Origin of the sequence: Pararoseomonas baculiformis (assembly GCF_017813395.1) — a bacterium.
Taxonomy (GTDB): Bacteria; Pseudomonadota; Alphaproteobacteria; order Acetobacterales; family Acetobacteraceae; genus Roseomonas; species Roseomonas baculiformis.
Window position 1 is genome coordinate 1 of sequence record NZ_JAGIZB010000026.1, and the last position, 25,639, is coordinate 25,639.

The 25,639-nt window shown below is 69.6% G+C and carries 12 protein-coding genes; 8 read left to right on the forward strand and 4 right to left on the reverse strand.

Going from position 1 to position 25,639, the window contains the following annotated elements:
- A partial coding sequence (locus tag J8J14_RS20320; protein WP_245216014.1) for a calcium-binding protein occupies positions 1-8,022 on the reverse strand: 8,022 nt, incomplete at its 3' end.
- Positions 8,023-8,327: 305 nt separating this feature from the next.
- Between J8J14_RS20320 and J8J14_RS20325 the strand changes: the two genes are divergently transcribed.
- The 8 genes from J8J14_RS20325 to J8J14_RS20360 all read left to right on the forward strand — a co-directional run bounded on the left by J8J14_RS20325 (position 8,328) and on the right by J8J14_RS20360 (position 21,370).
- Positions 8,328-8,849, forward strand: coding sequence for a molybdopterin-dependent oxidoreductase (locus J8J14_RS20325; RefSeq protein ID WP_209381387.1), 522 nt, complete (start codon positions 8,328-8,330; stop codon positions 8,847-8,849).
- Entirely contained in the window at positions 8,849-10,249 is a 1,401-nt protein-coding gene (locus J8J14_RS20330) for a sensor histidine kinase (RefSeq protein WP_209381388.1), read from the forward strand. The genes J8J14_RS20325 and J8J14_RS20330 overlap by 1 nt, the downstream gene beginning before the upstream one ends.
- Positions 10,246-11,325 (forward strand): response regulator, encoded by a 1,080-nt coding sequence (locus tag J8J14_RS20335; protein WP_209381389.1) that lies wholly within the window; start codon positions 10,246-10,248, stop codon positions 11,323-11,325. The genes J8J14_RS20330 and J8J14_RS20335 overlap by 4 nt, the downstream gene beginning before the upstream one ends.
- A gap of 48 nt (positions 11,326-11,373) precedes the next feature.
- Complete coding sequence (locus J8J14_RS20340) at positions 11,374-12,498, forward strand: 2OG-Fe(II) oxygenase (RefSeq protein WP_209381390.1); 1,125 nt, start codon at positions 11,374-11,376, stop codon at positions 12,496-12,498.
- 38 nt (positions 12,499-12,536) lie between these two features.
- On the forward strand, positions 12,537-13,778 hold the full coding sequence (locus J8J14_RS20345) for a glycosyltransferase (RefSeq protein WP_209381391.1): 1,242 nt from the start codon (positions 12,537-12,539) through the stop codon (positions 13,776-13,778).
- A gap of 52 nt (positions 13,779-13,830) precedes the next feature.
- Positions 13,831-14,862, forward strand: coding sequence for an MBL fold metallo-hydrolase (locus J8J14_RS20350; RefSeq protein ID WP_209381392.1), 1,032 nt, complete (start codon positions 13,831-13,833; stop codon positions 14,860-14,862).
- Between the two features lie 218 nt (positions 14,863-15,080).
- Positions 15,081-20,306 (forward strand): VCBS domain-containing protein, encoded by a 5,226-nt coding sequence (locus J8J14_RS20355; RefSeq protein ID WP_209381393.1) that lies wholly within the window; start codon positions 15,081-15,083, stop codon positions 20,304-20,306.
- Between the two features lie 233 nt (positions 20,307-20,539).
- Positions 20,540-21,370: a hypothetical protein gene (locus tag J8J14_RS20360; protein ID WP_209381394.1), complete on the forward strand. Its 831-nt coding sequence runs from the start codon at positions 20,540-20,542 to the stop codon at positions 21,368-21,370.
- Between the two features lie 139 nt (positions 21,371-21,509).
- Here the strand turns inward: J8J14_RS20360 and J8J14_RS20365 are convergent, their stop codons facing one another.
- The 3 genes from J8J14_RS20365 to J8J14_RS20375 all read right to left on the reverse strand — a co-directional run bounded on the left by J8J14_RS20365 (position 21,510) and on the right by J8J14_RS20375 (position 25,470).
- Positions 21,510-22,124 (reverse strand): DUF2161 family putative PD-(D/E)XK-type phosphodiesterase, encoded by a 615-nt coding sequence (locus tag J8J14_RS20365; protein WP_342452500.1) that lies wholly within the window; start codon positions 22,122-22,124, stop codon positions 21,510-21,512.
- Positions 22,125-22,204: 80 nt separating this feature from the next.
- Complete coding sequence (locus tag J8J14_RS20370) at positions 22,205-22,528, reverse strand: HU family DNA-binding protein (RefSeq protein WP_209381395.1); 324 nt, start codon at positions 22,526-22,528, stop codon at positions 22,205-22,207.
- A gap of 113 nt (positions 22,529-22,641) precedes the next feature.
- On the reverse strand, positions 22,642-25,470 hold the full coding sequence (locus J8J14_RS20375; protein WP_209381396.1) for a PAS domain S-box protein: 2,829 nt from the start codon (positions 25,468-25,470) through the stop codon (positions 22,642-22,644).
- Positions 25,471-25,639: the final 169 nt, after the last annotated feature.

Below are 25,639 nucleotides of genomic sequence, written 5' to 3' on the forward strand. Positions count from 1 at the left end.
ATCGAAGCCCTTCGAGCCGACGATGTTCTCGACCGAGACCAGCACCGTGCCCGTGGCCGCGAAGGCGTTGCTCTGCGCAACACCCTTCTCGTCCGTGCCGTCCAGATAAATCCAGGACCGCGAAACCATCCTTGACATGTCGAGCGTGTCGGTGCCCGACCCACCATCCAGCCGGTCGCCAAGGTCAAGGTTGACGAAAATGTCGTCACCTGCGCCGCCCTCCAGCGTGTCCGCGCCGCGCCCGCCCGAGAGGGTGTCGTTGCCGTCCAGGCCCTGGATGAGGTTGGCCCCGTCATTGCCGGTGATGCTGTTGTTGAGCCCGTTGCCCACGCCGGTCAGCGCGGCCGTGCCCGTCAGGGTGAGGTTCTCGACAAAGGCGCCAAGGGTGAAGCTGACCGAGGCCTTGACCGTGTCCAGCCCGCCCGCATCCAGGCCGAGCGAGACCGTCTCGGTCACCACATCGCCAAGATCGTCCACCACATAGGTGTCGTCGCCCGCGCCGCCGAACAGGCTGTCCGCTCCCACCCCGCCATCGAGCAGGTCGTTGCCATCCCCGCCCAGCAGCGTGTCCGTGCCATCCAGCCCAAAGAGCCGGTCATCGCCCCCGTTACCTGCCAGGAGGTTCGCGACCGCATCGCCGGTGAGGGTGTCGCTGAACGCACCACCCAGCACATTCTCGATGTTCAGGATGAGGTCACGGTCCTGGTCGGCGCCGATGGTCTGCAGGACCGTCTTCGAGAGGTTCACGGTCACCCCGCCCGTCGCGCCGGAGAGGTCGAGCGTGTCCACGCCCTCTCCACCATCCAGGCTGTCCACGCCCAACCCGCCGACCAGCGTGTCCGAGCCGCCACCGCCGAGCAGGGTGTCGTTGCCCGATCCGCCCTCCAGCCGGTCGGCGCCGCCCATCCCGAGAATGGTGTCGTTGCCGCCGATCCCGATGATCGTGTCGTCGCCCGCACCGCCGACCAGGCTGTCCGGGCCCGGCGTGCCCTGGGGAGGCTGGGTGCCCGGCTCCACGGTGATCGAGGCAGTGGCGGCGGCGCTGTTCAGCCCCCCGTCATTCGCCGTGTAGGCGAAGCTGACCGGTCCGCTGAAGCCGGCATTGGCCTTGAAGTACAGGGCCAGCGTGCCCCCCGCCCCGGCGGCGAGAAGGGTGTTCGCCGTGACCGCCTGCGTCATGGCGGCATCCAGGTAGAGCGTGCCGCCGGAAGGCAGGGTGGTGACGCGGAAGCCCTGCACGGTCCCGTCGATATCCGTGCCCTTCAGGGTGATGGCGATGGCATTGTCGGCCGATCCGCTGGCCGAGACAGCCTCCGCCACCGGCGCGTCGTTCACCGGGGTGATGGAGAGGGTGACGGTCTGTGTCGCGGTGCCGCCCTGCCCGTCGCTCACCACATAGGTGAAGCCCCCGGCCGCGCCATTCGCATCCTGCGCCGGGCGGAAGATCAGGCCGGTGAGCTGCGCCACGGTCAGCACCTGCCCGTTCGCCACGGCGGTGACGCCATCGGCCAGCAGCACCACGCCCTTTGCCGCATCCGGAATGCCGGTCACGGTGATGGTCAGCGGGTCGTTGTTGGCGTCGGTCGGCGCGGTGATGCCCAGGGGCTTGGCCGCGCCATCCTCCGTCACGCTCAGGGCCTTGCTGGCCTGGGCCACCGGGGCGGAATTGGCAATATCGTCGTTCAGGATGGTGCCCGTCGCGGTCCCGGTGCCCAGCACGGCGCCGGAGGGCGAGAGCAGCTCAATGGCGAAGGTCTCGTTCCCCTCCACCATCAGGTCGCCATTCACGGTGATGGTGATGGTCTGGGTCACCTCGCCCGCGCCGAACTGCACCGTGCCGGTGGCGCCGACATAGTCGCTGCCCGCCACCGCCGTGCCGTCCACCGTGCGCCAGCCCACCAGCACGGGCCCCTCGGCCGGGGCGCTGAGGCTGACGGTGAAGGTGAGGGTGCGGGTTCCGGAAGCGCCCTCCGTCACGCTGCCACCCGCGATGGAGACGGTGACATCGTCGTTCAGGATGGTGCCCACCGCGCTGGCGTCGCCGATCGCGGCGCCCACCGCATTGCTGAGGGTGAGGTTGAAGGTCTCGTTCGCCTCGTTCAGCCCGTCGCCATTGATGGTGATGGCGATGGTCTTGCTCACCTCGCCGGCCTGGAAGGTGAGCGTGCCACTGCCGGCCAGGTAGTCGCTGCCGGCCGTGGCGGTGCCGCCACCCGTAGCCCAGGCCACCGTCACCGGGCCGGATGAGGGACCGCTGAGCGCGACGGTGAAGAGCATCTGGCGCGTGCCGTCCGGTCCCTCGACGATGGAGGCATCGCCCACCGAGACGAAGCGCGTCGCACCGCCGCCGGCGAACTGCAGCAGCTCCACATTGCGCAGCACGTCCACACCATCGGCGCCGAGGCCACCCTGGTGGCGCACCACCAGCGCGCCATCCTCGTAGCTGATCTCGTACTGGCTCTGGGCATGATTGAAGACGACCGTATCCGTCTCCGTGCCGCCATCGATCGTATCGTTGCCGCTGCCGCCATAGAGGGTGTCGTTGCTGGCGCCGCCCTCCAGCAGGTCATGGCCAGCGTCGCCATAGAGCGTGTCGTTGCCGTCCTGCCCGGCCAGCGTGTCGTTCCCATCGCCGCCATAGAGGGTGTCGTTGTCCGCCCCGCCCTCCAGCAGGTCGCCATCCGTGCCGCCGACCAGGTAGTCATTGCCGAAGCCGCCACGCAGCGTGTCGCTCCCGGCCTCGCCATAGAGGTCGTCGCTCTGGCCGTCCCCCTCCAGCACATCATTGCCGGTGCCGCCATAGAGGGTGTCGTTGTCGTCACCACCCATGAGCGAGTCGTTGTCCGCACCGCCATAGAGGCTGTCCCGGCCCTCGGCGCCGCTCAGCGTGTCGTTGCCTGCCGCGCCGGAGAGGTTGTCGGCGCCGCCCAGGCCCAGCAGCAGGTCATCCCCGCCCTGGCCGACCATGGTGTCGGTGCCGGTGCTGCCCGTCAGCGTATCCGCGCCATCCGTGCCGCGCTGGACCACGAAGGTGCCGGCGAAGTCGAGGCTGGTGAGGTCGATCAGCCCGTCCAGCACCAGGGCCATGTCGTTCGGGCCCAGCACGCCGTCATCGTTCAGATCGGCATAGAGCCAGGTCTTCCCGCCGGACTGGGCGTACCAGACATCCGCGAAGCCATCGCCGCCATGCGGCACCGCGCCCACGGCCTGCGCGCCCGGATTCCAGGCCAGGGCATAGCTGCCCGCGCCGATGCGGAAGCTGTCGACGCCCTGGGTGAAATCGATGATCCGCGCCGGGGCCGCCGTGGTGCTGCCGGAGGTGCTGGTGCTGGTGGATACCTCGAAGCGATCCGCCCCCTCGCCGCCCGTCAGCGTGTCGCCGGTCGTGGCCCAGAGCGTGTCGTTGCCCTCGCCGCCCAGCAGGATGTCGGCTCCGGCCGCGCCGTTCAGCGTGTCGTTGTCGGCGCCGCCTTCCAGCGTGTCGTCGCCATCGCCGCCGTTCAGCCCGTCATCGCCAAGGCTGCCCAGCAGGTGATCCGCCCCGGCATCGCCATAGAGCTGGTCGGCACCTGCCTGGCCCAGCAGGCGGTCGTCCTGGTCGCCACCATAGAGCGTGTCGTTCTCGCTGCCGCCATCCAGGCTGTCCTCCCCGGCGCCGCCGGAAAGCCAGTCATTGTTGGCGCCGCCCAGCAGCGTATCGTTGCCGGCCTCGCCATAGATGTCGTCACTGCCAGCGCCGCCTTCGCCGATGTCGTTGTCGGCACCGCCATAGAGCGTGTCATTGTCCTCCCCGCCCAGCAGGGAGTCATCGCCCGCGCCGCCATAGAGGGTGTCGCGCGCCGCGCCGCCATCGAGGGTGTCCTTGCCCTCGCCACCCGTCAGATTGTCGGCGCCACCCAGCCCGGCGATCGAATCGTCGCCCCCCATGCCATAGGCAAGGTCACCCGCCTCGCTGCCCAGGATGGTCTCACCGGCGCTGGTTCCGCGCAGCGCGCGGAAGCTGCCGGTGAAGTCGGCCACCGTCAGGTTCAGCGTGCCGTCCAGCTCGATCGAGAGATCATTGGCGTCCAGCACGCCATTGTCGTTCAGGTCGCCATGGATCCAGGTTTTTCCACCGGACTGGCTGTACCAGATATCGGCAAAGCCATCCCCGGCATTGGGCACCGTGCCCGGCGCGTGGTTGCCCGGGGTGAAGGCGAGATAGAGGTTGCCCTCGCCCAGCTTGATCTTGTCCACCCCCTGCTGGAAATCCGTGATCCGGGCGGGGGAGGCATGGTTGGCCGTCGCCTGGGTGCTGGAAATCCCCACCGAGAACACATCGGCATCCGCACCGCCCGTGGCAACATCGCCCGCGCCGAGATGCAGCAGGTCGGCACCCACGCCGCCGTCCAGCGTGTCGGCGCCGGCATCGCCGTTCAACGTGTCGTCGCCCTCGCCGCCCAGCAGGCTGTCGCCGCCCTCGCCGCCACCGAGCATGTCATTCCCGGCGCCGCCCTCCAGCGTGTCCTGGCCTGCATCGCCATAGAGGTTGTCCGCATCGTCCTGGCCGAGCAGGCGGTCCTGGCCGTTGCCGCCATAGAGGGTATCGTTGCCCGTGCCGCCCTCCAGGCTGTCGTCATTCTCGCCACCGGACAGCCAGTCATTGTTCGCGCCGCCCTTGAGCGTGTCGTTGCCGGCCTCGCCATACAGATCGTCGCTGCCGTCGCCGCCCTCGGCCCGGTCCCCCTCGTCGCCGCCATAGATCGTGTCGTTGCCCAGCCCGCCGAGCAGGGAGTCCAGGCCCGCGCCGCCATACAGCGTGTCATTCGCGGCGCCGCCATCGATGGTGTCATCGCCCGCGCCCCCCATCAGGCTGTCGGCGCCGCCGCCGCCATTGATAAGGTCCGCGCCGCCCTGGCCGAAGATGGTGTCCGCGCCATCGCCGCCCGCCAGCGTATCCGCCACCTCGCTGCCGCGCACCACGGCGAAGGTGGAGGTGAAGTCGGCCAGGGTGATGTCGAAGTCGCCCTGCAGCTCCAGCGCCAGGTCGGTCGCGTCCAGCACGCCGTTGTCATTGGTGTCGGCATAGATCCGGGTCGTGCTGCCGTCGCGGGTCACCCAGACATCCGCCAGCCCATCGCCGCCGAAGGGCACGGTGCCGGCCGGGGTGGCGCCGCCGTTGAAGACCAGCGCGCGGCTGCCCGCCGTGATGCGGATCTGGTCCAGCCCCTGCTGGAAATCGGTGATCCGGGCCGGGCCCGCCAGGTTCACGGCCGCCGTGGCGGTGCTGATGGTGATGCGGAACAGGTCGGCCCCGCTGCCGCCGGTCACGGTGTCCGCGCCTTCCAGGATGATCTCGTCGGCATCGGCGCCGGCATTGATCAGGTCCGCCCCTGCGCCACCGGTGATGGTGTCGTTGCCGATGCCGCCGGTGATGGTATCCGCGCCCTCGCCGCCGGTGATGGCATCGGCGCCATCGCCGCCATCCAGCAGGTCGGCGCCCTCGTCGCCATGCAGGCTGTCGTTGTCGGCGCCACCGATCAGCGTGTCGTCCTCGCTGCCGCCATAGAGTGTATCGTTGCCGATGCTGCCCTCCAGGCTGTCCCGCCCGGCACCGCCGACCAGATAGTCATTGCCCTGCTGGCCCAGCAGCGTGTCGTTGCCCTCATTGCCATAGAGGTCGTCACTGGCATTGCCGCCATCCAGGCGGTCATTCTCGGTGCCCCCGTACAGCGTGTCGGCGCCCTCGCCGCCCAGCAGGCTGTCGTCGCCCGCATTGCCGTTCAGGTTGTCGTTGTCGTCGCCGCCCTCCAGCGTGTCTGCGCCCTCGCCGCCATGCAGCGTGTCGCGCCCGCCCGCGCCGCTGATGGAGTCGTCCCCGCCCATGCCATAGATGGTGTCGGGGCTGGCGCCGCCCAGGATGGTGTCCGCCCCCGCGCCGCCGCGGATGACGGAGAAGCTGTCCGCGAAGTCGGAGAAGTTCAGCGTGGGCGCATTGGCCAGGTAGACCAGCAGGTCATTCGTGCCGAAGACGCCGTTGTCGTCCACGTCCACCGCGATGCGGGTGCGGCCCGTGCCGGCCTCGATGTCCCAGATCACATCGGCCAGCCCGTCGCCCGCCAGCGGGAACTGCGTGCCGCTGTTGCCGAAGGTGCCGTCGAAATAGAAGGGCTTGTAGCCATACCAGGCCAGCGGGAGGTTGCCGGTGATGGACAGCTGCAGCACGTCCCCGCCCGCGACGCCGCCGCCCTCGAAATCCGTGATCAGGTTGGGGGAAGCCGCGGGGGAGGTGCCATTGGTCACCACGAAGCGGTCCGCGCCCGCGCCGCCGGTAAGGCTATCCTGCCCGATGCCGGCCTGCAGCGTGTCATCGCCCTCGCCGCCCAGGAGGATGTCGGCGCCCGAGCCGCCGATGAGGGAGTCGTTGCCCTCGCCGCCCATCAGCAGGTCGTCGCCATCGCCGCCATTCAGCGTATCGGCATCGCCGCCGCCCTCCAGCGTGTCGTTGCCGCCATCGCCCCGCAGATTGTCGGCGCCAGCATCGCCGAACAGGTTGTCCTCGCCGTCGCCGCCCTCGAGCGTGTCGCTGTCGGCGCCGCCGCGCAGCGTATCCCCGCCGATGCCGCCATAGAGCTCGTCATTGCCGGCATCGCCCAGCAGGCTGTCCGCGCCATCGGCGCCATAGAGGTCGTCCCCGCCCTCCCCGCCGGCCAGCGTGTCGTTCCCAGCCTCGCCATAGAGCTGGTCGGAGCCCAGCCCGCCCTCCAGGCTGTCGTTGTTCGCGCCGCCATAGAGGCTGTCATTGCCGTCCTGGCCGGCGATCGTGTCATCGCCCACGCCGCCCAGCATCGTCTCGGCATTGCTGCCGCCAAGCAGGTTGTCCGCCCCGTCCGTTCCGCGCACCACGGCGAAGTTGCCGTTGAAGTCGGCAGCCTGGAGGGCATGGATGCCATCCAGCACCACATAGGTGTCCCCGGCATCCAGCACACCGTTGTCGTTCACATCCACCACCACATGGGTTTGGCCATTGGCGTGGTGGAAGAAGGTGTCGGCGAAGCCGTCCCCGCCATTGGCGAGGGAGGCGCCCAGGGCCGCGCTGAAGGCGCGCTGGCCCAGGAAGGCGCCGGGCAGGCCCCCGTTGCCGGCAGGCAGGTCCAGACGGTCCCCAACCACGCTGCCGGCCCCGGTGAAGTCCGTCACCCGGTCGAAGGCGGCCAGGTTGCTCTCATTGCCGCGGCGGATGAGGAAAACGTCCTCCCCGGCGCCGCCGGTCAGGCTGTCCGCGCCCGCGCCGCCGGTCAGCGTGTCGTTGCCGCCGCCGCCGGACAGGGTATCGGCGCCCGCGCCGCCCTTGATGCCGTCCGCCGCGCCGGAACCGGTCACGTCCAGACGGCCATCCGTCTCGGCCGTGCCGTCCAGGTTAAAGCCGGCGGCGGCGGAGGCATCCACACGCAGCACGGCGCCGGCCGGCGTGTTGGCATTGTTCAGCGTGGCATTGACCTGGGCCGTGCCCTCGAAGGCCAGGCGCTCGATCCCGGAGAACAGATTGGCGCCGAGGGTGAGGTCGGCCGCCACCCCGTTGATCGCGAAGCGGAGCGTGTCCGTGCCGCCCTCGCCATCGATGCGCAGGCCGGCGGCGATGCTGCGGCCCAGGATGATGGTGTCGTCGCCCTCGCCACCCAGCACCAGGTCGGCACCGCCCTGGCTGGCATCGATGGTGTCATCCCCGCCCAGCCCCTGCATGTGGTCGGCGGCGCTGGTGCCGGCGATGCTGTTGCCCGCCCCATCCGCGGCGGTGCCGTTCGTCTCGTCGCCGATGCGGACCGCGCCGCTCCAGAAGCTGAAATTCGCCCCGCGCAGCGCGGCCAGGGTCACGCCCGCCAGGGTCACGCTCGCGCCGCCATGGGAAACCACCAGCCCGGCGCCGGAGGCGGAGAAGGACACCCCTGCGGCCGTGGCCGGATAGCCGAAGGAGAGGATGTCCACTGCCGGGTCGAAGCTGACGGTCTGACCGTTGAGGGCGGCGAAGTTCAGCGTGGCCATGGCGCGATGTTCCATCGGTGGGAAGGATTGCTCGCGCCATACGGCGAAGGGGGATATGGCCGCCCCCTCCGTTTGAATGGGAATACTAAACGCGTGTTAACTTTCTTGCGGCCGGATGGGGGCCAGGCCGGCATAGGACGTGGCAGGGCTGGACACCCGTGCTAGGATCGGGTGAGGAACATTCACGATGTCTTCCCCCCGGATACAGATATAGACCCAGCCCTGACAGGCCCAGCACCGCCCACCTGCGCCCGAAACGGGACGCCTGCCGGCCGAGCCCGGCCACCGGAGCCCCGAGCCCCCTGATGCGAGACCTCCTCCGCCCGCCATCCTTCCCGCGCCGCGCCGCGCTGTCGCTGCTCCTGGCGGCGCCGGCCCATGCCCAGTCGCGGCCGGCGGCGCCGACGGGCCCGGTCCTGCTGAGCGTCACCGGGCGGATCACCCGGCCGAATCGTGGCGCCCAGGCCGATTTCGACCGGGCCATGCTGGAGGCCCTGCCCCGCCACCGCCTGCAGACCGGGACCAACTGGACCAGCGGCATCCGCAGCTTCGAGGGACCGCTGGCGCGGGACGTGCTGGCCGCTGCCGGGGCAGAGGGCGAGCGGGTGAGGGCCGTGGCCCTCAACGACTATACGATCGAGATCCCGATGCGGGATTTCACCGAATATGATGTGATCCTTGCCATGCGAATGGATGGGCAGGTGCTGACGGTGCGGAACAAGGGGCCGGTCTGGGTGGTGTACCCGCGGGACCATCATTCCGAGCTGCGCGTCAGCCTCTATGACAGCCGCTGGATCTGGCAGCTCAGGACCATGCAGGTCCTATGATGGCGGTGGCCGCCGCCGATCTGCCGAGGAAACGGCGCCTCCTGGCCACGCTGGGGGCCGGGGCGGTGATCGCGGCCTTCTTCGTCTCGCTCGTCCTCACCTGCATCCATCTCCTGCGGCTGGAGCGGCAGCTGACGCCCCATCCCGGCGAGAGCGTGGTGTGGCTGGCCAGCCAGGCGCAGTACGAGGCCATGCGGACCCTGGACATGGTGGTGCGTCGCGTGGCGGGCGATCCGGAGGCGGACGAGGCCGCGGTCCAGCTCCGATACGACGTGCTGCTGAGCCGCATGGCGGTGCTGCGGGAGGGGCGGCCCCTGCTGCGCGTGCAGCAGACCGGCCTGGAGGAAACCATGGAGCAGCAGCTTGCAGCCGTGGCGGGGCTGGAGCCGGCCATGCTGAGCCTCCAGCCCGAAGAGCGCGCGGCCGAGGCCATGATCCGCGCCGCCCTGCACGCCGCGGCGGGCTTCCTGCGGGAATTGGCGAACCGCGTGCTGCTGGAAGACCAGCAGAACGCGAACACGCTGCGCCAGGCCCGCGGGCAGGCCGTGGCGGAGATCCTGTTCTATGTGGTCGGCGTGCTGGCCAGCGGGATGCTGCTGATGCTGGTGCTGGTGCGCCAGCGCAAGGCCCAGATCCGGGCGGAGGCGAGCCTGGAGCGGGAGCGGGAGGTCAGCCGCCTGCACCGCGCCTTCGTCTCCATGGTCTCCCACCAGTTCCGCACCCCGCTGGCCATCATTGATTCGAGCGCCCAGCGGATGATCCGCCGCGGCACGGCCATGCCGCCGGAGGAGGTCTTCTCCCGCGCCGGCAAGATCCGGGAGGCGACCCGCCGCCTCACCCGGCTGATGGAAAGCACCCTGAACGCGGCGCGGCTGGAGGCGGGGGAGATCAACATGGCTCCCCGCGAAACCGATCTGGCCGCGCTGGTGCGCGAGGTCTGCGGCCATCAGCAGGAGATCGCGCCCGCCGCCCTGCTGGAACAGCGGCTGGACGGGCTGCCCGCCCGGCTCCGCTGTGACCCGACGCTGGTGGAGCAGGCCGTGGCCAATCTTGTCTCCAATGCCGTGAAATACTCTCCCCCGGGCAGTCCCGTGGTGCTGCGCGGGCTCACCGGCCCCGGCGGCTCGGCGGTGCTGGAGGTCGTGGACCAGGGCGTCGGCATCCCGGCCGATGAGCTGCCCCGGATCTTCGACCGCTTCTTCCGCGCCCGCACCGCCGAGGGCGTGACGGGCACCGGGATCGGCTTGGCTTTCGTGCGCCATGTGGCGCGGCTGCATGGCGGGGAGGTGACCGTGACCAGCGAGGAGGGCAAGGGTTCCACCTTCGTCCTGCGCCTTCCCCCGGCCCCGCCCCCGGCCGGAGGGGCCCAGGCCGGCGCGAAGGAGGCCGCCCTGGCATGAGGCAGCGCCTGATCCTTTGCGTGGAGGATGAGACCGATCTCCGCGCCGATATCGCGGAGGAGCTGCGGGCCGCCGGCTATGCCGTGGCCGAGGCGGCGCATGGGGAAGCGGCCCTGGCGCTGATCGGCGAAACGCCACCCGATCTCGTGCTCTGCGACATCAACATGCCCCGGATGGACGGCTTCGCCCTGCTGCGCCGGCTGCGGGAGGAACGGCCGGATCTGGCCGACACGCCCTTCCTCTTCCTCACCGCCCTCGCGGACCGGCGCGACATGGTCGCCGGCAAGGAAGCAGGGGCGGATGACTACCTGGTCAAGCCGATCGACTATGACGTGATGCTGGCCACCATCGCCGCCCGGCTGCGCCAGGTGGACCGGATGCGCAGCAAGGCGGAGGCCGAGATGGAGGCCGCCCGCGCCGCCTTCGGCGCCCTGGCCACACAGCCCGAGGCGGCGCTGCCCCATGCGCCCGATGCCGGGGGCGCCGGCGCCGCCGCCGCCGCGCTGGACCGCGTGGCGCTGGGCGTGTTCCTGCTGGGCGCGGACCGGCGGGTGAGCTTCGTCAACCGCGCCGGCCGGGCCATGCTGGCCGAGGCGGATGGCCTTCATCTCTCGCCCGAGGGAATGCTGCGCGGCGCCGGCGCTGCCCAGACCACGGCGCTGCGGGAGGCGGTGGAGGCCGTTCTGGCCGGCGGGCCCGCCCTCCGCACCGGGGAAACCGGGCTGGCCCTGACGCGCCCTTCGGGCCGCCGGCCGCTCACCGCCCTGATCTGCCCGCTGCGCGCCGAGGACGGGGCGGCCATTTCCATCTTCATCTCGGACCCCGAGCGGCAGCCGCAGCTCGCCCCCGATGTGATCGCCGGGCTCTATGGCCTGACCCCGGCCGAGACGCGGCTGGCCGTGGCTCTGACCCAGGGCCAGAGGCTGGAGGAGATCGCCGAGGCCTTCGGCCTGTCCCGCAGCACCCTCGCCTATACGCTGCGGAACCTGTTCCGGAAGACCGAGACGGATCGCCAGGCCGACCTGGTCCGGCTTTTCCTGGCCAGCCCGCTGACCATCGGCTCCAGCGAGCGCTGACCGGCGCGCTCGCGCCAGATTCCTCCCACCAGCCGGATCGCGAGAGACATGAGCGAGAACGCCCAAACCCGGCCCGACCAGCCCTTCCGCTTCGGCATCGGCGACCCCGCCCCCTGGTTCCACGGGGTGACCGACGTCAATCCCCGCTACGCCTTCGACAGCGTGGCGGGCCGATATGTCGTGCTGGCCTTCCTCGGCTCCGCGGCGGCGCATCCCGCCGCGGCGGGGGCCTGGCAAGCCCTGCGGCAGGCGCGTGAGGCGGGGCTGCTGGATGACGAGCGGGCCTGTGCCTTCGCGGTGACGGCCGATCCCGCGGACCAGGCCGGGCTGTCCGACCAGCTTCCCGGCCTGCGCGTGTTCCGCGACCCCGGCCTCTCCCTCAGCCGCCTCTATGGCGCCTATGGGCCTTCGGCCGGCGAAGGCGGCAAGGCGGCCTATCGCGGCTTCGCCCTGCTGCTCGATCCCTCCCTGCGGGTGCTCGGCATTTCCGATCTTCCCTCCATTGGCCGCCTCCTCGCCCGGCTGCCGACCCTTCCACCGCCCGGGGAACATGCGGGCCCTTCGATGGTCGCGCCCGTGCTGGTGCTGCCGCGCGTGCTGGACGCCGACTTCTGCCGACACCTGATCGGCCTCTACGAGGCCGGGGGCGGGACGGAGAGCGGCTTCATGCAGGAGGTGAACGGCCGCACCGTGGGGGTGCACAATCCCCTGCACAAGCGGCGCCGCGACCATGAGATCGCGGACGAGCCCACCCGCGCGGCGCTGCGCGGCATGCTCGCCCGCCGCGTCGTGCCGGCGATCGAGCGCGCCTTCCAGTTCCGTGCCACGCGGATCGAGCGCTACATCGTGGCCTGCTACGACGCGGCCGATGGTGGGCATTTCCGCGCGCATCGCGACAACACCACGGCGGGCACCGCCCATCGCCGCTTCGCCGTGACGATCAACCTGAATGATGATTTCGAGGGCGGGGAGCTGTGGTTCCCCGAATTCGGCAACCGCCGCTACCGCGCCCCGCCGGGCGGGGCGGTGGTCTTCTCCTGCTCCCTTCTGCATGAGGCAACGCGGGTGACGCGCGGCATACGTTACGCGACGCTGCCCTTCCTCTATGACGACGCCGCCGCGAAGCTGCGCGAGCAGAACAGCCACCTGCTCGGCGAAACGGCAGGCGGCTGAGTCCAGGGGCAGGCGATCCGGGAGGGCGATGCGCGCCGATGAAGGTTCTGTTGGTTCACCCCAACTTCCCGGGGCAGTACGCGCATCTCATGCCGGCGCTGGCCGCCCGCCCCGGCACGCAGGTGGTGGGGATCGGCGCCCGCCCCTTCGAGGTGCCGGAAGGCGTCTCCCTCCGCACCTATGAGGCGCCACCGCCGCCGGCCGAAGGCGTGACCCGCCGCGCCCGCCCGGCCGATGCCGCCATCGCCCGGGCGGACCGCGTGGCGCGGCTGGCGCTGGACCTGCGGCGGGAGGGCTTCGTCCCCGACGTGACCTTCAGCCATATCGGCTGGGGCGACACGATCTTCCTGAAGGACGTGTTCCCCGAATCAGCCCTGCTGCTCTATGCGGAATTCTTCTACAGCGCGACCGGCGCCGATGTGGGCTACGAGCCCGGCAAGCCCGCCACCATCCAGGATGCCGTGCGCGTGCGGGCGATGAACATGCCGCTGGTCTCGGCCATGAATGCCTCGGATTGGGGCATCGCGCCCACCGCCTGGCAGCGCGCCCGCTTCCCCGAATGGTATCGTGGCCGCATCAGCCTCGTGCATGAGGGCATCGACACCGCGGTCTGCCGCCCGGATCCAGAGGCGCGCTTCCCCCTGCCCGATGGCAGCGTCCTGCGCCCGGGGGACGAGGTGGTGACCTATGTCGCCCGGGGCCTGGAGCCCTATCGCGGCTTTCCCACCTTCATGCGCGCCCTGCCCGCCCTGCTGGCGGCGCGGCCGAATGCCCGGGTGGTGATCGTGGGCGGGGACGAGGTGCGCTACGGCCGCGGGCCGGAGGGCGGGCATGCCACATGGCGGGAAGCGATGCTGGCCGAGGTCGGGCCGCTGGACCCGGCGCGGGTGCATTTCCTCGGGCGTATCCCACATCCGGCGCTGCACGCGCTTTTCCGTGTCTCCTCCGTCCATATCTACCTCACCGTGCCCTTCGTCCTTTCCTGGAGCGTGCTGGAGGCCATGGCCTGCGGGGCGCTGATCCTCGGCTCGGCCACGCCGCCGGTGCAGGAGGTGATCCAGGATGGCAAGAACGGGTTGCTCACCGACCTGTTCGACCATGCGGCTCTGGCGCGCCGCATGACCGAGGCGCTGGTGGATCCCCAGCGCATGGCGCCACTGCGCGCCGCCGCGCGCCGCACCATCGCGGAGCGATACGACCTGCACCGCATCTGCCTGCCCCGGCAGGTGCAGGTGCTGGAAGCCCTGGCAGCCCGCCGCCGGCCGCCGAGCTTCGCCTAAGCCTTTCCCGGCGGGGCTCGACCGCGGCCGGGCCGCGTGGCACCTGGATGCCATGCGGCCGAGCCTTCATCCGCGCCTGCTGAACGGGCGCAGCGGCGACCCTGCCGTCTATGTGGAAGCGCTGCACCTGCCCCAGGCGGTGCTGCTGGATTGCGGGGACCTTTCCAGCCTCTCTGCGCGCCACCTACTGCGCGTGGGGCTGGTGGCCGTCTCCCACGCCCATATGGATCACTGGGCCGGGTTCGACCGGCTGCTGCGGCTGCTGATCGGGCGGGAGAAGCGCCTGCCCGTGGTGGGGCCGGAAGGCTTTGCCCAGCGGCTGTTCCACAAGCTGCAGGCCTATACCTGGAACCTGGTGGACCGGATCCCGGCCGAGCTCGTCTTCGAGGTGACGGAGGTGACCCGGGGTGCAACCTGGCCCCGCAGCCGCTTCCGCCTCCGGTCCGGCTTCGCCGCGGAGCCTCTTCCCGCCATGGCCGCCGCGCCCGATGGCACCGTGCTGCATCTGGGCCCGCTTCGCCTTCGCGCCACCCAGCTCGACCACGGCACCCCGAGCCTTGGATTTGCCCTGGAGGAAGCCCTGCACCTGAATGTCTGGCGGACCCGGCTCGTGGAGCGGGGGCTGCCCACCGGGCCATGGCTTGCCGGACTGAAGGCCGCGATCCTGGCAGGGCATGCAGATGATGTACTGATTCCTGTCTATGCAAGGCCGTCCGAGGCGGAGGGGGCACCCTGCCTCCCCCTCGGCATGCTGCGGGACCTGATCGGAATCACGCCTGGGCAGCGCCTGGCCTACCTGACGGATTTCGCCGACCTGCCGGGCAACCGCGCCGCCGCCATGACCCTGGCTGAGGGGGCCGACATCCTGTTCATCGAATCCCCCTTCATGGCTGCGGATGCTGCCCTGGCCTTGGATCGCCGTCACCTGACCACCCGGGCCGCCGGGGAGATCGCCCGGCAGGCGCGCGCGCGAAAGGTCGAACCATTCCACTTCTCGCCGCGCTACGCCGGGATGGAAGCAGGGTTGTTGGCCGAGCTGGCCGAAGCCGCAGGCCCCGACGTGGCGGTGCAGGGCCTTGGCTGACGATCGGGCCTGGCTCAAAAAGTGGAAGTACTGCGATTTGCGGCCTGATGCCGCCGTTCGGAAACTCCCGCTCTCCGGGTTGGAGGCCAAAACATCCACAGAACCACGTGCGTCGGCTGCTCAGTCTCATTTAAGAGATTTTTACATCATTTTTATAGCTTATTAATTCATTCCCCCTCTGGTTTGTTTCGCGGCGTTACCAAAACGGAACCCGCGCCATGCCCAATGTCATCCCGCCCCCCGCGCTGCCGAAGGTGACCGGAACCAGCGGTTCTGATCTCCTGCAGACGCGGAAGCTGCTCGGCATCGGCGTTTCCGGCCATGTCGAGGGCCTGGACGGTGACGACATCATTCTTGGCGACGGGGGCAATGACTGGCTGGTTGGCGGCTCTGGCAACGACCAGCTGAATGGCGCCGGCGGGAACGACACGCTTGAGGGCGGCGCGGGCGCTGACCTGCTCAAGGGCGAGGCCGGGAACGACCTTCTCGATGGCGGCGATGGTGATGACCAGCTGCTGGGTGGCAAAGGCGACGACACGCTGCGCGGCGATGCCGGCCGTGACCTGCTGAGCGGCGAGCTGGGCAATGACTCCCTCGACGGCGGAGCGAATGACGACACGCTCTGGGGCGGCGACGGGAAGGACACGCTGGCCGGAAGCGATGGCGACGACTTCCTGTACGGCGAGGACGATAACGACCAGCTCGATGGCGGCAACGGGAACGACCGGCTCGAGGGCGGCGCAGGCCACGACACGATCACTGGCGGCCAGGGCAACGACAACATCCTCGCCGGTGATGGGAACGACGTGGTGGATGCCGGAGACGGCGACGACTATGTCCATGCCGGCCTGGGTGCGGACCGCATCACAGCCGGCGCGGGCGACGACATCATCCTGGCCGATGACGGGGACGACGTGATCGATGCCGGCCCGGGCCATGACCGGATCTGGGCAGGCGCTGGCGATGACGTGATCATCTACCGGCGCGCCGAGAATGCCGGCCATTCCGACTACGTGGATGCGGGAACGGGGCGCGACACGCTCCAGCTGGAGTTCACGGCCGCGGACTGGTTCGACCTGGCCGTGCAGAACGACCTTGCCGGCTTTCGCGACTTCCTCGCCGGCCCCTACGCCGCCGTCGGCGCTGTTTACGCCTGGTCCAGCATGGGGCTCAGCTCCAGCTCGATCGAGGTCACGGCGATCACGGTGGATGGCATCAAGGTCACCCTGGCCGACGATGCGGTGAGGGCGCGCAACGACATCTTCGACATACGCGAAGACGCGACGATTTCGGCCAATGTCCTTGCCAACGACACGGTTCCTGACCTCGTGCGCCTCGTCACGCTGCTGACTGCCCCGAACCGGGGCACGATGGGCGTGCTTGGGCAGGATGGCAGCTTCACCTTCACCGCGGATTCCGGGCTGCAATCCCTGCGCGAAGGCGAGGTGCGGGACATCGTTTTCACCTACCGCGTTACCGATGCGGATCTGGACACGGGGGACGCGAAGGTCACGCTGCGCGTGACCGGCACGAACGATGCCGCCACCATCTCCGGCGACGCGGCCGGGAATGTGGGGGAGGATGGCACGCAGCTGGCCACCGGCAAGCTCTCCGTCGCCGACCTGGACGCGGGTGAGGCGACCTTCGCCACGCCGGCGAGCTTGGCCGGCACCTATGGCAGCTTCACCTTCAATGCCGGCACCGGCACCTGGACCTACACGCTCGACAATGGCCGCGCCGCCACCCAGGCCCTGCGCCAGGGCGAGGTGGTGACGGATGTGCTGAACCTGGCGTCGCTGGACGGCACGGCCACGCAGGCCGTCACCGTGACGGTGGCGGGCACCAACGACACGGCCAGCATCGGCGGCACGGCCGCGGGCGGCGTGACCGAGGATGCGGCCACCAGGACCACGGGCGGCACGCTGGCGCTGCAGGACGTGGATACGGGCGAGGCGGTGTTCCGCGCGGTGGATCCTGCCGCCCTGGCCGGACGGTACGGCAACTTCACCTTCAATTCAGCGACCGGCGCCTGGACCTATACGCTCGACAACAGCCGGGCTGTCACCCAGAACCTCGACACCCACCAGGGCGCGACCGAGACCCTGACCGTCACCTCCCTCGACGGCACGGCAACCCAGGTGATCACCGTCAACATCGCCGGCACGAATGACGGCCCGGTCCGGATCTCCAACGGCAGCACCGGAACGATCACCGTAGTGGAACGGGCGGATGGCGCCGCGGACGAGAACAGTGGCCAGTTCGTCTTCGCGAACCAGAGGATGAACTTCCGCGACCTGGATTCGGGCGACACGCACACCGCCACAGTGGATCTCGTCAGCGGCCCTGGCCTGGGCCAGGCCACTCTCACCTCGGTCACCCCCTCCTCGGAAAACAGCCTCGGCACGGTCTACTGGTCCTATGCGGTGGACAGCGCGAAGCTGGACAGCCTGCGCGGCGGAGAGGTGATCGAGGAGCGCTACCGCGTGGCGGTGAGCGACGGCGATGCCTCGGCCCAGCAGATCGTGCTGGTGCGCCATGTGGGCGTGAACGATGCAGCGACCTTCGGGGGCGATACCTCCGGCACGGTGCGCGAGGACGGCACCCTGACCACCGGCGGCATCCTGACCACGGCGGATGTCGATCGCGACGAGACCGGCTTCGCCGCGGTCAACCCGGCAGCGCTGGTCGGCGCCTATGGCAACTTCACCTTCGATGCCACGACCGGTGCCTGGACCTATGCGCTCGACAACACCAACCGGCCCGTCCAGTTCCTGAAAGATGGCGAAACGCTGACCGACAGCCTGACCGTGCGCGCCAAGGACGGCACGGCCCAGCTTCTGACCGTGACCATCCAGGGCACCAATGACGGGCCCATCTACACCGGCACCAACAGCACCCCCGGCTTCACCGTGACGGAGCGGCCGGATGGCGCCGGGGACGAGAACAGCGGCGAGATCATCATTGCCGACCGGCGGATGAACTTCCGCGACATGGATGCGGACGATGTCCACACCGCCACCGTGGAGCTCGTCAGCGGCCCCGGGCTGGGTTCGGCCTCCGTCACCTCCATCACCCCCTCCACGAAGAACAGTGTCGGCACGGTCCACTGGGCCTATGCCGTGGATGCCGCGAAGCTCGACAGCCTGGCCGAGGGCGAGGTGGTTGAGGAGAAGTACCGCGTGACGGTCAGCGACGGCGATGCCACCGCCCAGCAGACCGTGCTGGTGCGGCATGTGGGCGTGAACGATGCCGCCATCTTCGGGGGCACCACGGCCCGGACCATCACCGAGGACATGGCGGGCGGCATCCACTCCACCGTGACGGTGAGCGACGTGGATACCGGCCAGGGCGTCTTTGACCCGGCCACCCCGCATCAAGTGACGGCTGGCCAGTACGGCAGCTTCACCTTCAACGGCACCAACGGAAACTGGCTCTATGTCCTCGACAGCACCCGGGCGAGCGTGCAGGGCCTGGTGGCCGGACAGAGCCTGACCGATACCCTCGCCATCCGCTCCAAGGACGGCACCACCCAGAACCTCACGGTCACCATCCAGGGCCAGGACGATGCCGCGGTGTTCGGCGGCGACTTCGCCAAGCACATCCGCGAGGATGCGACCGGGGTGGCTTCCGGCCAGCTCACGGTAACGGATGCCGATGCCGGCCAGACCGGCTTCCGCGCGGCCCTGGCGGGGGATCTCGCCGGGGATTACGGCAGCTTCACCTTCAACAGCGCGAATGGCCGCTGGACCTACAGCCTCGACAGCAGCCTGGGCGTGATCCAGGCCCTCGCCGAGGAAGAGACCCTGACGGACAGCATGACCGTCCGGTCGCTGGATGGCACCGAGACGGAGGTGGTGGTCACCATCATCGGCCGCAATGATCTGGCGGTGTTCGGCGGCGACCTCAGCGGCCATGTCACCGAGGATGATGCCACCCCCTTCTCCGGCGTGGTGACGGTGTCCGACCTGGACAACGGCCCGGACGGTTTCCTGGCCTCGAGCAACGGCAACCTCACCGGGCAATACGGGCGCGCCACCTTCGACAAGGATACAGGCGCCTGGACCTACACCCTGAACAGCGGCCTCGCCGCCGTGCAGGCGCTGGGCGCAGGCCAGACCCTGACCGACAAGGTGCTGATCCGGGCGCTGGACCGCACCACCCAGGATCTCACCGTGACCATCCACGGCACCAACGATGCCGCGATCATCACCGGGGACTTCAACGGGGCGGTAACGGAGGACGCGGTGACCGTCGCCTCCGGCAAGCTGGCCGTAGCGGATGTGGATGCGGGCCAGGCCCGCTTCGCCGAGGTCGATGCCACGGCGCTGGCGGGGGTCTATGGCAGCTTTACCTTCGACGCGCCGACAGGCGCCTGGAGCTACAGCCTGAACAACGCCAGCAGCGCGGTTCAGGCGCTCAAGGCCGGACAGGTCGAGTACGAGACCCTGGCCGTGAAGTCGCTGGACGGCACCACGCAGATTGTCACCGTGGCGGTGGCCGGCGCCAATGACGCGGCCGTGTTCAGCGGCACGTTGGCGACAAGCCTGACCGAAGACCAGAACAGCACCTATGCCACCGCCAGGGTCTTCGATGCCGATACGGGAGAAGGAGCTTTCCAGCCCGCGACGGCAGGGCAGGTGACGCAGGGCACCTATGGCACCTTCACCTTCAACGGCACCACCGGCGCGTGGCTGTACCAGCTGAACAGCGGCCGCGCCGATGTGCAGGGCCTGGCCGCGGGGCAGAGCGTGACCGATACTTTGACCATCCACTCGGCGGATGGAACGGCCCAGGATCTGGTCGTGACCATCCGGGGCGTGAACGATGCCCCGGTTTTAAGCAAGCCGATTTCGGATCAGGCGGCCAAAGAAGGAATGCCCCTTTCCTTCACTGTCCCGCACGACACTTTCACCGACGTGGACAATGGCGATCATCTTGTGCTGTCGGCGACCCTGCTGGACGGATCCGCTCTCCCGTCCTGGCTCAGCTTCGATGGAACGACGTTCAGCGGCACGCCAACTTACAGTTCCGCCGGATCGCTGTCGGTCAGGGTGACGGCTCGCGATCAGGCGGCCGCGGTTGCATCCGACATTTTCGACCTTTCTATCGCAAACACGCCTTATTATATTGGTTCCTACCGCGTATCGGATGGCCCCACCTGGAGCACCAATCCGCCAGTTTACTCGGCCAAACAAGCCGCAGCTCTCATCTTCGGTGGAAGCGCATCGGACTACATCATCTCCGCCTTGCCTTCTCAGGATCCCAGCACAATCACAGGCACTGCCTGGTATGACGGCTGGGGCAAGCCGTGGACGCTGTTTGATGACGATTTCAGGCAGGACGCCGCTCCGGCTGGCTACGAGTATCCTGCCTACGACGCTTGGTCAGCTTATGTCCGGGATCATGTGGATACCTCCAAGATGAACTACGTCTGGCACGTTTGAAACTCAGGCACGTGCATCCCAGTCCGGAAGCCTCCCCGGCCGGGAGGCTTCCACACGGAAGCGCCTCGGCGGCCGCCTGCCCGGCAAACAGGCAGAACGGCCGCCGAGGCGATCCTCCCGCTTTATGAAATCGGGGGCGAAGAAGGGCGCTGATGCAGCTATAAGGCGTGCAAGCGCAGCAGGGCGGCTCGACCGGAAGACGCGGGTGCCCTTTTCACTCGGAATGATGTTCGATGATCCTCATCAGCGGCATCGTCCATCGTAAACCCGAGCTCATCCGGGAACAGATCCTCCTCTACAATGCCGCCATGGGCGGCGAGGCCGCCTGCCACCACATCTTGCATGTCAGCGCGGATGGCGTGCGGGAAGGGCTGTTGCAGAAGCTGGACCTGCCGCACAACGTCACCATCAACCCCACCCATCTCCACACCCGCCGGCCCACCTTCCTGGCCTGCCATGTTTCGAACCTGCTGCACGCCATGCGGGCGGGGATGGCGCACACGCATGTCTACCTGCACACGGAATCCGACATCCCCTATCGCCACGGCCTCGGGGCTCAGATCCGCGCCCATGACCTCGGCCTGGCGGAGCCGGCAGTCTTTCGGCCGGATAAGGCCCGCAGCACCTGGGCGGAACCTGTCGCGGCCGACTGGCGGTTGCGGCGCTTCGTGGAAACAGCCGGGGACGGCAACATCTACACCTCCCGCTACGAGGGCATGTTCGCCGCCCGTGCGCTGATGACCGAGATCCTGGCGCAGATGATGGCTGCCTGGCCGATGGATGAGCATCACTGGCGCGGCGACTACCCATATGAGGAATTCGGCCTGCCCACCGTCACCGCCGCCGTCGTGCGGAACCGGGCCATTCGCCGCACCCGCCACGCCGTCCTCACCACCTCATCCAGCCGCGCCTATGGGCTGAAGGACCGGGAAATGCTGCGGGCCGACAGCATCGCCCTGCTGCAGGCCGAGCCGCCGGAGATTTTCTCCGCCAAATTCGCCCCGCACGACCTGAATTCGCCCGTGCGCGCCTTCGCCCGCCGCTCCCTGGGATTGGAGGAATAGGGCGGCTGGGGGAGCCGGCCATGGCGCCCCCCCTGCCGGGCCGCGCCGCAACCTTTGCGGGCCGTGGCGGTGTGCGGGCCGATCCTGCTGCCGCCGGGCGGGGCATGATGGCAGCGGGGGTGCCGCTCTCCGTTACCCCTCAGGCGCTCCGCAACGCCTCCATGCCGATGGCAGTCAGCCGGTACACGCCGCGCTCCGCCCGCTCGAACCAACCATAGACATTGCGCTGCAGGATTCGCGCCGCATCCGGCGCCGCCGCCCGCAGCTGCTTCACGGGCGCCGGCCCCTCGCGCAGCGCCTCCGCGCAGGTCAGGGCCTGCTGCCGGTAGGCCGTCATGATCGGCCCGCGCGCCGTGCCACCCGGGTTCGGGTCGCCCTTGCGGTTCCGGTGCTCGCGCAGCAGCAGGGCGCGCCGCCTTGGATTGGGGCGGGGACGATAGGCGGTGGGTTCAGCGAGAACCTCGACATTCCTGCCGCCCGCATCCACTGCGAGCAGGCCGAAGCCGAGAAGGCGGCAGAGCTTGTGCACCCGCCTGTCCCGGTCCCTCCCGCGGCGGGAGGCACGGATGGCGAGCCAGACCTCGTCCGCGGCCGCAAGGCGGTCCACGCCCTGCAACAGCAGTTCGAGCGTGAAGCTCATCTTCAGTTCGGTGATGACCAGGAAGGGCGGCTCGCCCGGCCGCAGCGCGACGATGTCGCAGCCGCAGACCTCGCCCTTGGCCTCGTAGCCCAGCGCCTCGAGATGCGCCTTCACCGCCTCGTAGAGCGAGGTTTCCGGCGCGCGGGGCCGCCGCTGCGGCCTGGCGCCCGCGCGCCGGGTGGAAGCGGCCGGAATTACTCGGCCTTGGCGGTCTTGGCGGCCTTGCGCTTCGCCTTCTTGGCGCCGGCCAGGGCCGCGAGCTTCAGCGAGGGGCTCGCCTTGAACTTCACCGTGGCGCCGGCCTTCACGGCCACCTTCTCACCGGTGCGGGGGTTCAGCGCGGTGCGCTTCGGCGTTTCACGCACCGTGAAGGAACCGAAATCGGGAAGGGAGAAGCGTCCGTTTTCGACGATCTCCGACTTGATCGCCGCGATGATGTCGGCGGCCAGCCGGCCGGCGGCCACGCCGGTCATGTCGGCCGACTGCTGGATAACGTCGGTCAGGAACTTCTTCGACACTTTCTCACCTCTTCTCAATCCGGGCCGGGCGGAAGCGCCAAGCGGACCCGAATCCCCCATGGAAACACGGCGCTCTTACGGCGATCCTGCCGCCGCTGTGAAGGGGCACGACGTCAGGCCACCAGTTTCGGCGCGCCGACCAGCCGCCGGACGGCGGCGACGAGATCCTCCGGCCGGATCGGCTTCGTCAGCACGGGGGCGCCGTGATGCCCCGCCGGAGGTTCTCCATAGCCCGTCGCGAAAAGAATGGGCACCCCGCGCGCCACAAGCATGTCGGCGAGCGGAACAACCCCCTGTCCCTGCAGGCTGACATCCAGCACCGCCGCATCGATACGGCCGGCGCGGGTGGCCAGGGCGATCCCCTCGGCGAGGGTCGCGGCGGGGCCGATCACCTGGCACCCGGCCGATGCCAGCGTCTCGGCAGCCTCTATCGCGACGAGCACCTCATCCTCCACCAGAAGGACCCGCGCGTCCTGTATCCCGCCGGTATCGTCCCCATCGGCCGGGGGCGGAGCCAGAGCGGGCGTCACGGGGGATGGGGCCAGGGCCGTGATGGAACCGGCGCCGACACGGATCCGGACCACCAGCCCGGCCGGCTCCCATTCCACCGTCACCGCTCCCTGAAGCTGGTGCCGGACCGTGATCTCGATCAGCCGGGAGCCGAATCCCTTGCGTGTCGGGGCCGCTTCCACGGGCGGGCCGCCACGCTCGGTCCAGACGAGGGAAAGCCCGGAAGCCACCCCGTCCTCCTGCGGAAGGATCCGCCAGTCCAGCATCACCTTCCCCTCCCCGCGGGAAAGGGCGCCATATTTCAGGGAATTCGTGACGAGCTCATGCAGCACCATGGAGAGCGGCTGCACGGCATCGGGCCTCAGCATCACGGGCGGCCCGCGCAGCTCCACGCGCCGCGCGTCTCCGCCGCCATCGCGCCCGGCGACCTCCTCCTCCGCGAGCTCGCGCAGCGAGGCGCCCTCCCACCGGTCCCGCGCCAGCAGGCTGTGGGCACGGGCCATGGCGGAGATGCGGCCCTCGATCGCCCTGCCGAAGGCCACGGGATCGTTCTTGGGGGAGAGCTGCACGAGGGACCGGACCACGGCCATCACGTTCTTCGCGCGGTGGTCGATCTCGCGCATCAGCAGCTGCTGGTGCTGGTCCGCCGCGCGGCGCTCCCGCAGGTCACGCAGGATGACCGAGACGCCGAAGACCCGTCCATCGGCCGCCAGCATCCGCGTCATGGTGATGGCGACCGGGATGCGCTCGCCATCCCTGGCGATGCGGATTGCCTCGCGGTCGCGGATCGTCTCGCCAGCCAGGGCGAGGGGATAGAAGGAGCCCTCCTCGTCCTCGGGCGGCATCAGAAGCCCGGCCCTGGCCCCGACCGCCTCGGCCCCCGTGTAGCCGAACAGGGTTTCCGCCCCCTTGTTCCAGGTCAGGATCCGGCCATCCTCGCCGGACAGGCTGATGATCGCCTCGGGCGCCGAGGTGACGATGGCCGCCAGCCGCGCATTCGTCTCCTCGGCCTGGCGCTGCTCGGTGACATCCTGCATCACCGCGACGGCGCGGCTGGCTTCCCCGCCCGCCCGCTCGGACACGGAGGCGAAGACGCGCAGCCAGCGCACCGTGCCATCCCCGCGCAGCACGCGGTACTCCATGGTGATCTGGCCCGAGCGCCGCAGCCTGGCCATGCCTTCCGCCCCGGTGCGCTCATCCAGCGGGTGGACATGGTCCAGGAGCGCATGGCCGAGCAGCTCACCCTCATCCCGCCCCAGGATGTCGCAGAACCGCCGGTTCACCCGCTCGATCCGGGCATCCCGCGGGTCGATCTGCGCGACCCCCACTGCCGCCGTCTCGAAGATGGCGCGGAACTCGGCCTCGCTGTCGCGCAGGGATCGCTCGCGCACCTCCGTGGCCTCGGCCATGGCATTGAAGGCCGCGGCCAGCCGCGCGAATTCCGAACGCGCATCCCCTGCGGCCGGCAGGCGCGCGGAGGTGTCGCCCGCCCGCCAGCGGCCGGCGGCACGCAGCATCTGGTCCACCGGCCTCCTCACCAGGCTGCGGGCGCCCAGCACCGTCAGGGCCAGGGCGAGGAGGGTGGTGCCCAGCAGCACCAGCGCCCCCCTCCGCTCCGCGCCCGAAACCTCGGCCAGCATCGCGTTCCGATCGAAGCTGACCACGACATGATGCGTGCCGCCGGCGCTGGCGGGCAGATAGGCATAGAAGCGCCGGCGCCCCTCGGCATCCACGGCCTCCTCCACCCCTTCCGTTTCCCGGCCGAGGAAGGCGCGCTCCACCTTCCCGGCCGCCCCTCCCACCTGCTGGCCCTGCCCGGGCCGGATGGCGAGGATGGTGCCCTCGGCGTCGATGATGGACAGCACCGCATGGGCCGGCAGGGGAACGCGCCCGATCTCCTGCGCCAGCCAGTTCAGCCCGATCGCGGCATGCACCACCCCCGCCACCTCGCCCTGGTTGTCCCGGAAGGGCTGCGCGAAATGGAAGCTGCCCTGGCCCGAGGCCCGACCCATGACGAAGCCGCCGACGACGAAGCCGTTCTCCGCGATCGCCCGTTGGAAATAGGCGCGGTCGCCAACATTGTTTCCATAGGCCGTGGGCTGGGCGGAGCAGACCACCTGCCCGTCCAGGGTGGCGGTCGCCAGCACGGCGTAGCGCGGGAAATCGGCCAGGATCCGCTGGAAGAAGGACTGGCACTCCTCCTGGTCCAGCGCCCGCACGGCGCGCAGGTTGCCCAGCGAGGTCAGGAGTTGCCGCGCGCCATCGGCCAGGCGCTGGTGATCGGCCGCCACCAGCCGGGCCAGGCGCAGGGCGTCCTCCCGCACCGCGGCCTCGCGGCTCTGCGAGGTTTCCACGGCTCCCCAGACCAGCGCCGCCAGTGCGGGAAGCAGCGCAAGGCCCACCATCGACAGGAGACGGGACAGGAGGGACATCAGGCCTGATCCAACGCGGGTTCCGGCCCGGCACCGCAGGGGCGGAGACGTGCCGGCGGCTGGAATACCCGCAGAACCGGCTCTGTCACAGCCACCCCGCCGCGGCCGGCACCGCATCGCGGCCAGGGTTGCCCGCGCCTTGCGTTGGATCAAGGCGGCCTTGCGGTCG